This window comes from Sphaerotilus sp. (genome assembly GCF_034519685.1).
GTDB lineage: Bacteria > Pseudomonadota > Gammaproteobacteria > Burkholderiales > Burkholderiaceae_C > Sphaerotilus.
This window is the reverse complement of the sequence record NZ_JAXHOF010000006.1, coordinates 1,498,383-1,512,565: the sequence shown is the minus strand read 5'-3', so window position 1 is coordinate 1,512,565 and position 14,183 is coordinate 1,498,383. Positions and strand designations below refer to the sequence as shown.

General features: G+C 69.2%; 11 protein-coding genes. 6 read left to right on the top strand and 5 right to left on the bottom strand.

Annotated features, from left to right (window positions below; translation table 11 throughout):
- The first annotated feature begins 6 nt into the window (after nucleotides 1-6).
- From U5O44_RS17955 to U5O44_RS17940, 4 genes are read left to right on the top strand one after another with little or no spacing between them, the layout of a single operon-like run.
- A complete protein-coding gene (locus U5O44_RS17955; RefSeq protein WP_322589767.1) occupies nucleotides 7-450 on the top strand; it encodes a pullulanase-associated domain-containing protein in 444 nt (147 codons plus the stop codon).
- 25 nt (nucleotides 451-475) lie between these two features.
- On the top strand, nucleotides 476-2,089 hold the full coding sequence (locus tag U5O44_RS17950) for an alpha-amylase family glycosyl hydrolase (protein ID WP_322589766.1): 1,614 nt from the start codon (nucleotides 476-478) through the stop codon (nucleotides 2,087-2,089).
- Nucleotides 2,076-3,749 carry an alpha-amylase family glycosyl hydrolase gene (locus U5O44_RS17945; RefSeq protein ID WP_322589765.1) on the top strand — a complete coding sequence of 558 codons (1,674 nt, stop codon included), beginning with the start codon at nucleotides 2,076-2,078 and terminating at the stop codon, nucleotides 3,747-3,749. The genes U5O44_RS17950 and U5O44_RS17945 overlap by 14 nt, the downstream gene beginning before the upstream one ends.
- Entirely contained in the window at nucleotides 3,746-4,762 is a 1,017-nt protein-coding gene (locus U5O44_RS17940) for a hypothetical protein (protein ID WP_322589764.1), read from the top strand. Before U5O44_RS17945 ends, U5O44_RS17940 begins: the two co-directional genes overlap by 4 nt.
- A gap of 35 nt (nucleotides 4,763-4,797) precedes the next feature.
- Here U5O44_RS17940 and cheB read toward each other — a convergent pair whose 3' ends face one another.
- From cheB to U5O44_RS17915, 5 genes are read right to left on the bottom strand one after another with little or no spacing between them, the layout of a single operon-like run.
- Nucleotides 4,798-5,826 carry a chemotaxis-specific protein-glutamate methyltransferase CheB gene (gene cheB / locus U5O44_RS17935; protein WP_322589763.1) on the bottom strand — a complete coding sequence of 343 codons (1,029 nt, stop codon included), beginning with the start codon at nucleotides 5,824-5,826 and terminating at the stop codon, nucleotides 4,798-4,800.
- The gene (locus U5O44_RS17930) at nucleotides 5,823-6,269 is read right to left on the bottom strand and encodes a chemotaxis protein CheD (protein WP_322589762.1); all 447 of its coding nucleotides are present in this window, start codon (nucleotides 6,267-6,269) and stop codon (nucleotides 5,823-5,825) included. The genes cheB and U5O44_RS17930 overlap by 4 nt, the downstream gene beginning before the upstream one ends.
- 14 nt (nucleotides 6,270-6,283) lie before the next feature.
- Complete coding sequence (locus U5O44_RS17925) at nucleotides 6,284-7,117, bottom strand: CheR family methyltransferase (protein WP_322589761.1); 834 nt, start codon at nucleotides 7,115-7,117, stop codon at nucleotides 6,284-6,286.
- Between the two features lie 26 nt (nucleotides 7,118-7,143).
- Complete coding sequence (locus U5O44_RS17920) at nucleotides 7,144-7,671, bottom strand: chemotaxis protein CheW (protein ID WP_322589760.1); 528 nt, start codon at nucleotides 7,669-7,671, stop codon at nucleotides 7,144-7,146.
- Nucleotides 7,672-7,686: 15 nt separating this feature from the next.
- Entirely contained in the window at nucleotides 7,687-9,531 is a 1,845-nt protein-coding gene (locus tag U5O44_RS17915; RefSeq protein ID WP_322589759.1) for a methyl-accepting chemotaxis protein, read from the bottom strand.
- 160 nt (nucleotides 9,532-9,691) lie between these two features.
- Here U5O44_RS17915 and U5O44_RS17910 point away from each other — a divergent pair, with 160 nt between their 5' ends.
- Both U5O44_RS17910 and U5O44_RS17905 read left to right on the top strand, forming a co-directional pair.
- A complete protein-coding gene (locus U5O44_RS17910; RefSeq protein WP_322589758.1) occupies nucleotides 9,692-10,966 on the top strand; it encodes an efflux RND transporter periplasmic adaptor subunit in 1,275 nt (424 codons plus the stop codon).
- A complete protein-coding gene (locus U5O44_RS17905; RefSeq protein ID WP_322589757.1) occupies nucleotides 10,963-14,061 on the top strand; it encodes an efflux RND transporter permease subunit in 3,099 nt (1,032 codons plus the stop codon). The genes U5O44_RS17910 and U5O44_RS17905 overlap by 4 nt, the downstream gene beginning before the upstream one ends.
- Nucleotides 14,062-14,183 lie beyond the last annotated feature (122 nt).

The window sequence follows — 14,183 nt, the reverse complement described above, 5'->3', positions numbered from 1 at the left end:
ACGCTCATGCACCACCACACTGCGACCCGACTGCTCGCCGGCCTGACGCTGGCCCTCGCCACAGTGCTGCCCGCCCACGCCACGTCCAGCCCAGGCGAAGGCCAGGTGGCGATCAACTACAACCGCTGCGACAACAACTACGACGGCTGGGGCCTGCACGTCTGGAAGAACCCCGGCATCCCGCTGCCTGGCGTGGAGTGGTCCAACCCGATGAAGCCCAAGGGCAAGACCGACTTCGGCATCTTCTGGCACGCCGACCTCTCCGAATTCGGCAGCACCGGCACCGTCAACTACATCGTCCACAAGGGCGACTCCAAGGAACAAGGCGGCCGCGACATGAAGTTCGAGGGCAAGACCACCAAGGAGATCTGGGTCAACAGCGGCGACCGCCGGATCTACACCTCGCTGGAGGACGCCCGGAAGGCCCGCGAAGAAAAGCCCTGCCAGTAAGTCCACACGCACCGACCAGCCCGCCATGACCTTGCGCCGCCTCTCGACCCGCCTGCTCATCAGCACCAGCCTGGCCCTCCACGCGGTCAGCGCCGTCGAGGCAGCGCCCCCGCTGCCGACCGACACCGCCCCCATCGCCGCAGCCGACCCGGGCAGCACGCTCTCGCCGGACTGGCGGCACGGCCCCTTCATGGAGATCTACGTCCGCGGCTACCAGGACAGCAACGGCGACGGCGTCGGCGACCTGCGTGGCCTGATCGCGCGGCTGGACCACCTGCAGTCGCTGGGCATCCGCGGGATCTGGCTGATGCCGGTGATGCGCAGCCAAGACCACGACCACGGCTACTCCGTCAGCGACTACCGCGACATCGAACAGGACTACGGCACACTGGCCGACTTCGACGAGCTGCTGAAACAGGCCCATGCGCGCGGCATCGGCGTGATCATCGACTACGTCATCAACCACAGCGCCGCCGACCACCCGCTGTTCCGCCACGCCGAGTCGTCGCCGAAGAGCCCGTGGCGCGACTGGTACGTGTGGGAGAAGGACAAGCCGGAAGGCTGGCACATCTACGGCAACACGCCCTGGTACGAGAGCGACCACGGCTGGTACTTCGCCGGCTTCTACAGCGAGATGCCGGACTTCAACCTGAAGAACCCGAAGGTGCTCGACTGGCACCACGACAACCTGCGCTTCTGGCTCAACCGCGGCGTGGACGGCTTCCGCTTCGACGCGGTCGGCAACCTCGTTGAACACGGCCCGCTCGCCTGGGAAGGCCAGCCCGAGAACCACGTCATCATGAATGGCGTGCGCCAACTGGTGGGCCGCTATGCCAACCGCTACATGGTCTGCGAGGCGCCGGGCGATCCGCTGGCCTTCGGCAAGGAGGATTCCTGCGGCTGCTCCTTCGCCTTCGGGCACCAGCACAAGCTCGTCGGCGGAGCGCTCGGCAGCCCGGCGATGCTGGAGCAGGTCGCCAGCTACTTCGAGACCGCCCCGGCGACGATGGCCACCTTCGCCTCGAACCACGACGGCTTCGCCGGCGCCCGGCTGTGGGACCGCATGCGTGGCGACGACAAGGCCTACCGCCTCGTGGCCGCGACCTACCTGCTGCAGCACGGCACGCCCTTCCTCTACTACGGCGAGGAGATCGGCCTGGCCGGCGGCAAGGGCCTGAGCGGCGACCACAAGCTGCGCACGCCGATGAGCTGGACCGCCGACCCGCAGACCGGCGGCTTCACGACCGCTGAGCCCTTCCGCGCACTGTCGGCGAACGTGGCGACGCACAACGTCGCGGCCCAGGTCGGCGACCCGAACTCGATCCTGTCGTTCTACAAGTCGCTGATCGCGCTGCGCAACAGCCGGCCGTCGCTGCAGAAAGGCCGCTACGAAGCGCCGAAATCGACCGGCTGGGTCATCAGTTTCCAGCGTGTCCACGAGGGCGAACGCACGGTCGTCGTGCTGAACTACGGCGTGCAGCCCGCTGCCACGACCGTCGCTGGCCTGCCCGCGAAGCAGGCGCTGCGCCCGCTGTGGCCGGCAGCCGGTCGCGCCACGCGCAGCAATGCGCAGGGCCAGGCGCGCGTGAAGCTCGCGCCGCAATCGTTCGCCGTGTATGCCGTCAATGCCGCGAAATAAGGGGCACAACGCCCGCGCTGCGCTGCTGTCGCTGACCCTCGCGCTGCTCGCTGGCTGCGGCGGCGGTGGTGGCAGCGACACGCCTGCCGCCCCGCCGACTCTCGATGCCACCAGCGTCAGCGCCGTCGCCGCATCCGATCCCGGCAGCGCACTGCCCGCGAACTGGCAGCGCGGCGTCTTCATGGAAATCTTCGTCCGCGCCTACCAGGACAGCGATGGCGACGGGATCGGCGACCTGAAGGGCCTGACCTCGCGGCTCGATGACCTGAAGGAACTCGGCATCACGGGCCTGTGGCTGATGCCGATCCACCCGAGCCAGGACCGCGACCACGGTTACGCCGTCACCGATTACCGCGCCATTGCCCCCGAATACGGCACGCTCGCCGACCTCGACGAACTGCTGCGCAAAGCCCACGCCCGCGGCATCGGCGTGGTCCTCGACTACGTGATGAACCACAGCGCCGCCGCCCACCCGCTGTTCGCCAACGCACGCAGCGCGGCGGACAACCCGTGGCGCGACTGGTATGTCTGGCAGAACTCGACCCCCTCGGGCTGGAACATCTACGGCAACAACCCGTGGCACGGCGCCGGCAGCAACGGTAGCAGCGGCGTCGGCCACTACTTCGGCGGCTTCTGGAGCCAGATGCCGGACTTCAACCTGAAGAACGCCCGCGTCGCCGAGTGGCACCGCGACAACCTGCGCTTCTGGCTCAACCGCGGCGTGGACGGCTTCCGCTTCGATGCGGTCGGCAACCTCGTCGAAAACGGCCCCGCCGCCTGGGAAAACCAGCCGGAGAACCATGCGCTGATGGCCGCAGTCCAGGGCGTGCTCACCGGCTATGCACGGCGTTACCTCGTCTGCGAAGCGCCGGGCCAGCCGCACCGCTACGCCGAGGACGACTCCTGTGGCAGCGCGTTTGCGTTCGGGCAGCAATACGACATCGTGTCGGCCGCCAAAGGCGACACGGCCGCCATCGCCCGCGTCGCGGCCTACCGCAGCACCGCCTCCGACACGCTGGCCGGCTTCGCGTCCAACCACGACGGCTTCGCAGGCGAGCGGCTGTGGGACCAGCTCGGCGGCGACGGCACCCGGCTGCGGCTCGCAGCGGCGACCTACCTGCTGTCGTCGCCCACCGCGTTTGTCTACTACGGCGAGGAGATCGGCATGGCCGGCGCCAGCGGCCTGAGTGGCGACCCCCGAATGCGCACGCCGATGAGCTGGACCGGCAGCACCGCCAACGCTGGCTTCACCACCGGGCGCCCTTTCCGCGCACTGTCGGCCAACGTCGCCAGCGCGAACATGGCGGCGCAGCGCAACGACCCGGCCTCGCTGCGCTCGTTCTACCGCGACGTGATCGCGCTGCGCCAGTCGCTGCCCGCGCTGACGCTGGGCCAGTACGGCGGCGCGCTGGCGCAGGACACGCGGATGCAGTTCCGCCGCGTGCTGACCACCGCGGCTGGCACCGACACGGTCTGGGTCGGCTTCAACTACGGCGACCGGGCTGCGACACTCGACATCGCCGACCTGCCGGCCGGGATGGTGCTGCGCCGACACTGGCCCGCGGGCGCCGAGGACGTGACGCTCGACACGCAAGGCCGGGCCTCGGTGACGCTGCGAGCACGCTCGTTCGCCGTGTTGCAGGCGGTGCAGACGCCATGAACCGCCGCCGCTGGCTGGCATCGGCATCCGGTGTGGCGCTGCTGGGCGCGGGCGCCGGCTGTGGCCATGCACCCGGCCTGCCAGACGACACCCGCCCACCCCGTGACCCGGCGCTGTGGCCGTTCGCCTCGGATAGTCTGTGGAATACACCGCTTGGCGATGGCGCCCGCTACGCAGCGATCCGCAGCCCCGGCTTCGACCCGACCGCCGGCGCCCGGATCAACACGCGGCAGTGGAGCCACCCGGTCTTCATCGCCCAGGCCGATGATCCAACCGTGGCGCTGCACCTGCTCGGCCAGAGCCGTCCTGTACGGGTGCAGCGTGTGCCGCCTCAGGCCTGGCCAGGCCCGATGGCCGATGGCTCGCTGCTGCTGATCGACGTGCCTCGGCGCAGCGTGGTCGAGCTGTGGCGGGCCGAGCGGGTGGGACCGGACCGGATCGTGGCAGAGGCAATCGCCGTCAATGCGCTGACCGGCCCCGGCATGGGAAGCACCTGGCAGGGGATTCGGGCCAGCGGTGGCTCGGCGCTGGGCGGCCTGATCCGCCAGGGCGAGCTGGAGCATGGTTTCGCCCATGTACTCGCGCTGGCGGTGCCGCCGCAGGCGCTCAACCGGCTCGGACCGGAGGGAAAAGCCTGGATCTGGCCTGCCGTCTCTGCCGACGATGGCGGCGGGTGGCGCTACGGCATGACCGGGAATCTGTACCTCGGGCGCCTGCTGGCGCTACCGCCCGAGGTGGCACTGGACTCGCTCGGGCTGCAACCCGGGCCGGAAACCGTGCTCGCCCGGGCGCTGCAGGACTTCGGCGCCTGCATCACCGACACGGTGCAGCAAGGTGGCCCGGTCGCCTTGCAGGGTGAGCCGGCTGTCCACGACAGTGCGGCGCGTATCCGCCCCGAAGCGCTGCGTGTGCTGGTCCAGCAGCTGCGGGTGGTCGTCAACCACACGGCACGCAGTGTCGGCGGCGGTGGTCGGCGGCGGGCCCCGATGGCTCCGGAGTTCGTCCGCGGCTAACTGGTCCTGCACCAGCCGAACGGAGACCCTCGCGGTCAGTCCGCCACGCCGCCACGGTCGAACCGCGCAATCGCCGCAGCCACCTGCGACAGCGGCAGCACCTCGTCGACACCGTTCAACCGGATGGCCTCCATCGGCATGCCGAAGACGGCGCAGCTCGGCTCGTCCTGCGCCACCGTGCGGATGCCCTGGTCATGCAGCTGCTTCATGCCCCGCGCACCGTCATTGCCCATTCCGGTGAGGAGGATGGCCAGTGCCTGCGCCCCGGCACAGTCGGCCACAGACTGGAACAGCACATCGACCGATGGCTTGTGGCGGTTCACTGGCGGTCCGTCGCTCACCACAGCGAAGTACTGTCCGCCCGATCTGCGCAGCTGCAGGTGCCGTCCACCGGGCGCGATCAGGGCGAGTCCTCGCTCCACCCGGTCACCGTTGCGGGCTTCGCGCACACGCACGGCACAGGCGCTGTCAAGGCGCTGCGCATACATGGCCGTGAACTTCTCCGGCATGTGCTGCACGATGACGATGCCCGGACTGTCCTCTGGCAAGCTCCGCAGCACCGCCTCGATCGCCTGCGTCCCCCCGGTGGAGGCACCGATCAGGACGGGCCGGTCTGCGCCCGCCGGCCCGGTCACGCGCTCCACCGGGCGCGGGCGCAAACGGGCAGCCTGTTTCAGGGTCTGCACGAGCGTGTGGGTGGACAACAGCAGAAACTGCTGCAGGCCCTGGCGCGGTCGCCCCAGCACCGCAACGCCGCCCGCGGCCAGCGCCGCCAGCGCCGCCGGGCTGCGCTCCTCCCCCAGACCCGTCCACAGGACCGTCGGGATCGGCATCTCGCCCCGCAGCAAGCGCAGGAAAGCGGGCACATCCACCGCAGGAATGTCGAGGTCGAGCAGCAGCACATCCGGCGGGTTCCTGCGCACCGCAGGCAGCGCGGTCTGCGGCGTGGGCGCGCTGCCCACCAGCGCGATGTCGGGGTTGTCGCGCAGCATCTGCTGCAGGGACTGGCGCACGACGGCCGAGTGGTCGACCACGAACAGCCGGATGGCGGAGGATGGACTCACAGCGGCACCGCCTCGATCTGCGGCGCCTGCGGACCGACGGTCCAGCGCAAGCGGCGGTACACGGTTCCACCGAGATCAGCCGACACCACCCGCACGCCCTGCGCAGCCAGTGTGCCGAGCGCCCAACGTGCGTTGTGATCACCGACGCTGAGGCCGGACACGATCCCTGGGAACATGTTCCCGCCACCCACCACAAAGGCTTCGCACTGCAGCATCCGAATGCCCCGGTCCTGCAGCAGCCGCGCCATGGACTGCAGCGCCTGGTCCGCCTGCGCAGTCGGGACAGCCGAGCGCTGGGTGGAGGTCCGCGTGTAGACAAAGTGGCACATGGCGCCGACCGTACGGCGCGGATCGGTGAGCACGATGGCCACGCAGGAGCCCAGCAGCGTCTCCAGACGGTCGCCGCGCAACCCCAGCGCGACATCGCCCGGGTGGAGTGTCACCACACGCGGCACCTTCACCTCGATGAGGAAACGGGCTTGCGGAACACGCCGGGGGCCAGCGGCTGCAGCTCGGTCCCGGACGGCACCCGGCATTCGGCGGTCCCGATGAAGAACAAGCCGCCCGGGCGCAAGCGCGCCAGCACACGCTCCACCACGGCACGCTTGGTGTCCTGATCGAAATAGATCAGCACATTGCGCAGGAACACGACATCGAACGGCCCCAGCGGCTCGATGGGCCGGCACAGATTGAGCTGGCCGAACTGCACCCGCTCGGTCAGCCGCTCCTGGATCTGCACCAGCCCCTCGGCCTCGCCCTCGCCGCGCAGGCAGTAGCGCCTGAGGCGCTGCGGCGACACGCAGCGCAGCCGCGCCTGCGGGTAGACCGCCTGCCGGGCGCTGCGCAGCACGCGGTCGCTGATGTCGGTGCCCAGGACCGACCAGCCACCGCCCAGCAGCCCCTGCTGCTGCAGATCCGACAACAGCATGGCGATGCTGTAGGCCTCGTCTCCAAAGGACGAAGCCGCGCTCCAGACCGCCAGCGACGCTGGCCGCTGTCGGCTCAGCGTCTGCTCCAGCAGATCGAAATGCTGCGGTTCGCGGAAGAAATAGGTTTCATTGGTGGTGAGCAGGTCCACGGCGACCTGGAACTCGCCCACATCCGCCTCTGCGGTGATGCGCTGCAGGTAGGCCTCGAAACTGTCCAGCGCGAGGTGGTGCATGCGGGGCGACAGGCGGGCGCTGACCAGGGCCTTCTTGCTGTCGTTCAGCGACAGGCCGATGCTCGCCTGCATCAGGGCAGCGATCTGGCGGTAGGTGGTGTCGCTCAGTTCCTGGATGGGGGTCGGCATGAGGCTCGAACTCTCTGTCGCACGGTTCACCAGGCCGGCGCGGCCACCCCGACCTCCTGGGCAGCCTCGCACAGGCTGGCCATTTCCTGCACATCCAGCGCACGGTCGGGATCGAGCAGGAAGACAAAGCGCGGCCCCAGCTTGGCGATGCCGCAGATGAAATCCCGGCGCACTGTGGTGCCGAAGTCCGGTGGCGGTTCGATGTGCTCGGCGCTGATCTTCAGGACTTCGCTCACCGCGTCGACGAGCAGCCCCAGCTCCGCGCGCTCCCCCGAGCGCACCGCATCGAAGATGACGATGCAGCTCTTCTTGCCGATCCGGGTGACCGGCCGGCCGAAGCGGGCATTGAGGTCGATCACCGGCAGCACCGCGCCGCGCAGGTTGATGACCCCGCGCAGGAATTTCGGCATCAGCGGCACGGTGGCCATCGGACCGCACTGGATGATCTCGCGCACTGTCCGGATGTCCATGCCCAGCACCTCCTCGCCCAGCCAGAAGGTGAGGTACTGGGCGGATGCCGGGGTGACGCTGCTGGCCGTGGTCTGTGGGTTCATCTGCAGCTCCTCGGATCAGTAGGGGCGGAAATTGCCACGGGTGCCTCCGCCCATCGCCGCGGGCAAGGGCGATGCGGCGGCCGATCCCGACGAACGGACGGGCGTGCGCATCGGCGAGCCAGGGGCCCGGCGGTCTGGCATGGCGGGCGGCAACCCGACGCGCCCGCGCACCGGCGCCGGCGCCGCGTAGCCCGTGTCCAGGCTGAAGAACGCCACCGACTCCAGCAGCTGCTCGGCCTGGCCGGACAGCTCCTCCGAGGTGGCAGCCAGTTCCTCGGACGCCGAGGCGTTCAGCTGCGTGGCGTTGCTGAGCTGCCCCATGGCACTGCTGATCTGGTTGACCGACTGGCTCTGCTCCTGCGAGGCGGCGGCGATCTCCTGCACGAGATCGGAGGTCTTGCGGATGGACGGCACGATCTCGTCCAGCAGCCGTCCTGCGCGCTCGGCCGTGGAGACGCTGTCGCTGGCGAGGTTGCCGATTTCCTTGGCCGCCTCCTGGCTGCGCTCGGCCAGCTTGCGCACCTCATCGGCCACCACCGCGAAGCCCTTGCCATGCTCGCCGGCCCGGGCCGCCTCGATGGCGGCATTGAGCGCCAGCAGATTGGTCTGGTAGGCGATGTCGTCGATGATGCCGATCTTCTGGGCGATCTGTTTCATGGCCATCACGGTCTGCGTCACGGCCGCGCCGCCTTCGCTGGCCTCCTTGCTGGCCTTGGAGGCCATGACATCGGTCACCCGGGCGTTGTCGCTGTTCTGGCCGATGGAGACCGACATCACGTCGATGGAGGCGGTCGTCTGCGTCACCGAGCTGGCCTGTTCGCTGGCCGACTGCGACAGCGACTGCGCCGTGGCGCTCACCTGCCCTGCCGCGCCGGTCAGGGCATTGGCGGCGGCCCGCACCTCCTCGATCACCATGGCCAGCTTCTCGGCACTGGTGTTGGCGTCCTGCTTGACCTGGTTGAAGACGCCGTCGGCCTCACGCGTGATGCGCTGGGTGAGATCCCCTTCGGCCAGACCGGAAAAGACCCGTCCGACATCCTCGATGAGGCTGGCCAGCTTGTCGCTGGCGGAGTTGGCATCGTTGCGGACCTGGGCGAACGTGCCTTCGTAGGGGCGCTCGATGCGCTGCGACAGGTCACCGCTGGACAACGCCGCCATCAACCGACCGATGTCGCCGAAGATCGTCGCGGTCGTCTCCACCAGGGCATTGACCCCTTCGCACAGCACCTTGACCGAGCCGCTCTTGCCCTCCAGCGGAACGCGCTGCGACAAGTCCCCCCGCATGGCGGCCACCGTCACCGCCTGCGCCTGGTCGACCGACTGGCTGAGCATGCGGGTCATGCTCACCTCCGCCGTGACGTCGGAGGCGATCTTGACCACCTTGGTGACACGGCCGGTCTCGTCGCGGATCGGGGCGTAGATGCCGCGGATCCACACGGGCTGCCCACTCCGGTTGACCCGCATGAACACATCGTTCTGCGGGCGCCCCTGGCCGAGGTCACGCCAGAAGTCGGCGTAGGCCGGCAGGCAGGCCTGCGCCGGATCCATGAACATACGGTGGTGCTTGCCGACGATCTCCTCGATGCGGTAGCCCATCAGGCCGAGGAAGATCTGGTTGGCCGAGGTCACATGGCCCTGCGGATCGAATTCGATGTAGGCCGACACGGCGTCGATCGCCGCCAGCGTGCCCAGGTAGTGCTGCCGGACCGTCTCGGCCTCGGTCAGGCGCCGTGTGAGGTCGGCTGCGGCCTGTTCGGCCTCGGCCCGCGCGCGGACCTGCACCTCGACCTCGGCCTCCAGACAGGACAGCTCGTCGCCGGCGAAGGTGCGGGCAAGCCAGGAAATTTGGGACTGGGTCATGGAGGTCTCCGCCGGTGGCTACATGGCCCTATCGGCAAAAGGCGGGCATGCTTGAGCGCAAGGTCGCCGCCGGACCGGCTCGGCGCTCCGTGGAAACATTGACACAAACTTAACGTTGCGGTGCTAGATTGCAGACCGCTCCCAGGCTGGATCCGCACACATGAAGACAAGTACCCTCGCTGCTCTCCTGATCGTTGCTGGCGCAGCCGGTACCAGCTATTGGTGGTTGCAGCGCACACCCGCTGCGGACACCGCCGCTGGCAGCACTCCGTCCCCCGCAGGCTCGGCAGCCAGCGGCGCACCAGGAACCGCCAGCGGCACGCGGGCGGGACCACAGACCGTCGGCATCGCCCTCGCGCAGCAGCGGGATGTGCCCGTCTCGGTCGAGGCGGCCGGCAGCGTCATCGCCCTCGACAGCGTCGAGATCCGCCCCCAGACCGCCGGCATCGTGACCGAGGTGGCCGTCACCGAAGGCCAGCCGGTCCGGCGCGGCGACCTGCTGTTCAAGCTCGATGACCGGGCCGAGCGCGCCAACCTGGAAAAAGCCCGTGCCCAGCTCGCCCGGGACAAGGCGACCCAGGCCGACATCGAACGCCAGCTCGCCCGCGCGCGCGAGCTGTTCGAGCAGAACTTCATCGCCCGCAACGCCGTGGACAGCCTGCAGACGCAGCTCGACGCCCAGCTCGCCGCCGTGCGCGCCAGCGTGGCGGCGGTGCAGTCCACCGAGGTCGCGCTCAGCAACGGCGTGCTCAAGGCGCCGATGAGCGGCCGGGCGGGCGCGATCAATGTCGTCAAGGGCAGCCTGGTGCAGCCCGGCGGCGCCGCACTGGTGACGCTGACGCAGATGGACCCGATCGGCGTGAGCTTCACGCTGCCGGAGGCACAGCTCGGGCCCCTGCGCAAGGCGGACAAGGAGCTGGCGAAGGAGGGTGGCGTGCCGCTGGTGGTGCAGCTGCCCGGCGAGCGGCGGGGTCAGCCCGCGGTGGCGCTGCCGGGCCATGTCAGCTTCATCGACAGCGGCGTGGACCCGACCACCGGAACGATCCGCATCAAGGGCAAGCTGCCGAACACGGACCGCCAGCTCTGGCCCGGCCAGTACGTGACGACCCGGCTGACACTGCGCACGGTCAAGGACGCCATCGTCATCCCGCAGGCCGCCCTCATCGTGCGGGGCAACGAGCGCACGGTCTATGTCGTCGATGCGCAGGGCATGGCACAGATGAAACCCGTGCAGACCCGCCAGCCGCTGGGTGAGCTGGTGGTGGTCGAGGGCATCGCGGCGGGCGAGAAGGTCATCGTCGAAGGCAAGCAGAACCTGCGCCCCGGCACCCCCGTGCGCGAGGCCGCCGCCCGCGCCGGCAAGGGCGGTGACCGGGCTTCCGGTGCCGCCGGCGCGGCCAGTGCGGCTGGCGCCGCCAGCGGAGCGTCGCGATGAGCTTCACCGACCTGTTCATCCGCCGTCCGGTGATGACGGTGCTGCTGAACTTGGCGATCGTGCTGGCCGGGCTGGTGGCGCTGGACAAGATCCCGGTCGCCGCGCTGCCCAGCTACAACACGCCGGTGATCCAGGTCTCGGCCGATCTGCCCGGCGCGAGTCCCGACACGATGGCCAGCTCCGTCGCGCTGCCGCTGGAAAAGCAGTTCTCGACCATCGCGGGGCTGGCCACGATCAGCTCGACCAACACGCTCGGGCGCTCCTCGCTGACGCTGGAGTTCGAGCCGGCGCGCAACATCGACGCGGCCGCGGTGGACGTGCAGGCCGCGCTGTTCCGCGCCCAGCGCACGCTGCCGGCCGAGATGACCGCGCCGCCGTCGTACCGCAAGGTCAACCCGGCCGACGCTCCGGTGCTGCTGCTGGCGATGACCTCGCCGTCGATGTCGATGTCGGAGCTGAACGAGTTCGCCGAGAACCTGATCGCGCCGAGCCTGTCGACGATCAACGGCGTCGCGCAGGTGTCGATCTTCGGCCAGAAGCGCTATGCGGTGCGCATCCGCGTCCGGCCCGATGCGCTGGCGGCCCGCGGGCTGACGATGGACGAGCTGCGCGCCGCCGTCGGCAGCGCCAACGCCAACACGCCCGTCGGCACGCTGGACGGCCCGCGCCAGACCCTCACCATCGTCGCCAACCGCCAGCTCGCCAGCGCACGCGAGTTCGGCAACCTGATCGTGACCACCCGCGGCGGCGCCCCGATCCGTCTGCGCGACGTGGCCGACGTGCAGGACAGCGTCGAGACGGCCCGCACCTTTGCCAGCTTCAACGGCGAGCCCTCGATCACGCTGGCCGTGCAACGCCAGCCGGACGCCAACACGGTCGAGGTGGTGGACCGCGTGAAGGCGATGCTGCCGCGCTTCGAGGCGCAACTGCCCGCCTCGATCCGCATGAGTCCAGCCAATGACCGCTCGGTGTCGATCCGCGAGGCGCTGCACGACGTGAACCTGACGCTGGCCGGCACCGTCGTGCTGGTCGTGCTGGTGATCTTCATGTTCCTGCGCCGGCTGTCGGCCACCCTTATCCCGGCGCTGTCGCTGCCGGTGTCGCTGATCGGGGCGCTGTCCCTGCTGTACGCGGGGGGCTACAGCCTGAACAACGTCTCGCTGCTCGGCATCACGCTGGCGGTCGGCCTGGTCGTGGACGACGCGATCGTGATGATGGAAAACATCGTGCGCCACGTCGAGGACGGCATGGCTCCGTTCGAGGCCGCCCTGAAGGGCGCGCGCGAGATGGCGTTCACGATCCTGTCGATCTCGGTCTCGCTGGTGGCGGTGCTGATCCCGATCTTCTTCATGCCGGGCGTGATCGGGCTGCTGTTCCACGAGTTCGCGATCGTCGTCGGCCTGGCGATCCTGGTGTCGGCGGTGGTGTCGCTGACGCTGGTGCCGATGCTGTGCAGCCGCTTCCTGCGCCACCACACGCCGCAGGAGGAAACCGCGCTGGGCCGCGGGTTCGAGCGTGGATTCAACGCATTGCTGCGGGGCTACACCCGCACGCTCGACTGGGCGCTCGCCCATCGCTGGGTCATCGGGCTGGTGGCGATCGGCAGCTTCGTGCTGACCGCGTGGCTGTTCGTGCAGATCCCGAAAGGCTTTTTCCCCGAGGAGGACATCGGCCAGATCCAGGTCACGGTCGAAGCCGCAGAGGACATCTCCTTCGAGGCAATGCTCCAGTTGCAGACCCAGGTGGCCACCATCCTCCAGAAGGATCCGGCCGTCCGCACGGTCAGCTCGTTCACCGGCGGCGGTGGGCCGACCGGCACGCAGAACACCGGCCGGATGTTCCTCAACCTGCATCCGCGCAGCGAGCGTCCGCCGATGAAGGAGGTGGTCGAGACCCTGCGCAAGAAGACACGGGGCGTGCCCGGCGTGCAGGTGTTCATGCGCCCGGTGCAGAACCTGCAGCTCGGTGGCCGGGCCAGCAAGAGCCGCTACCAGTACACGCTGCAGAGCGTCAGCGCCGATGCGCTCAACGAATGGGCCGGCAAGCTGCAGGGCCGGCTGCGCGAGGACGCCGAGCTGTTCCGCGACGTGACCAGCGACTCGCAGTTGCGCGGCCTGCAGGCCAGCCTGAGCATCGACCGCGACAAGGCCGCCCTGCTCGGCGTGTCGATGACCGATCTGCGCAGCGCGCTCTACTCGACCTTCGGGGAGCGGCAGGTCTCGACCATCTACAACCCGAGCAACACCTACGCGGTGCTGATGGAGGCGGCCGAGTCGGACAAGCAGTTCGAAGAGGCCTTCGGCAAGGTCTGGCTGCGGTCGAAATCCGGCGCACTGGTGCCGCTGAGCGCGTTCGCGACCGTCCAGCGCACCCTTGGCCCCACGGCGGTCAACCACCAGGGCCAGCTGCAGGCCATCACGCTGAGCTTCAACCTCGCCCCCGACGTGTCGCTCGGCACGGCCACCGCCAAGCTCGAAGCCCACGCCCGCGAACTCGGCCTGCCCCCGACGCTCATCGGCACCTGGGGGGGAGACGCAGCGGTGTTCCAGGACTCCCAGTCCGGCCAGCTCGTGCTGCTCGGCCTGGCGATCCTGGTGATCTACCTGCTGCTGGGGGTGCTGTACGAGAGCTACATCCACCCGCTGACCATCCTGGCCGGCCTGCCGTCGGCCGCTGTCGGGGCGCTGGCGACGCTGACCTGGTTCGGCATGGACCTGACGCTGATCGCCACCATCGGCATCCTGATGCTGATCGGCATCGTCAAGAAGAACGCGATCATGATGATCGACTTCGCCCTCGACGCGCAGCGCCACCAGGGCATGGCGCCGCATGAGGCGATCCGCACGGCCTGCCTGCTGCGGCTGCGGCCGATCATGATGACGACGCTGGCGGCGCTGATGGGTGCACTGCCGATCGCGCTCGGCCTGGGCGCGGGGGCCGAGCTGCGGCAGCCGCTCGGCCTGGCCGTCGTCGGCGGGCTGGTGCTGTCGCAGGCGGTGACGCTCTACATCACGCCGGTGATCTACCTGGCGCTGGACCGCTGGAGCGGGCGCGGGCCGATCGTCGATCCATCGCTGGAGCCACCGGCGCACTGACGCTGCAAAACTCCCCTCTCGCCCCGCAACGGCCACCCATTCGGTGGCCGTTTTCGCATCCGGATGCGGGGGGCCTTGTTCAGTCCGGGTTCATTCTTATGTGTACATTTTTGTATCTAAAT

Coding starts and splice junctions, on each gene's coding strand:
- U5O44_RS17955 (WP_322589767.1), top strand. CDS start 7: ATGCACCACCACACTGCGACCCGACTGCTCGCCGGCCTGACGCTGGCC.
- U5O44_RS17950 (WP_322589766.1), top strand. CDS start 476: ATGACCTTGCGCCGCCTCTCGACCCGCCTGCTCATCAGCACCAGCCTG.
- U5O44_RS17945 (WP_322589765.1), top strand. CDS start 2,076: ATGCCGCGAAATAAGGGGCACAACGCCCGCGCTGCGCTGCTGTCGCTG.
- U5O44_RS17940 (WP_322589764.1), top strand. CDS start 3,746: ATGAACCGCCGCCGCTGGCTGGCATCGGCATCCGGTGTGGCGCTGCTG.
- U5O44_RS17925 (WP_322589761.1), bottom strand. CDS start 7,117: ATGCCGACCCCCATCCAGGAACTGAGCGACACCACCTACCGCCAGATC.
- U5O44_RS17920 (WP_322589760.1), bottom strand. CDS start 7,671: ATGAACCCACAGACCACGGCCAGCAGCGTCACCCCGGCATCCGCCCAG.
- U5O44_RS17915 (WP_322589759.1), bottom strand. CDS start 9,531: ATGACCCAGTCCCAAATTTCCTGGCTTGCCCGCACCTTCGCCGGCGAC.
- U5O44_RS17910 (WP_322589758.1), top strand. CDS start 9,692: ATGAAGACAAGTACCCTCGCTGCTCTCCTGATCGTTGCTGGCGCAGCC.
- U5O44_RS17905 (WP_322589757.1), top strand. CDS start 10,963: ATGAGCTTCACCGACCTGTTCATCCGCCGTCCGGTGATGACGGTGCTG.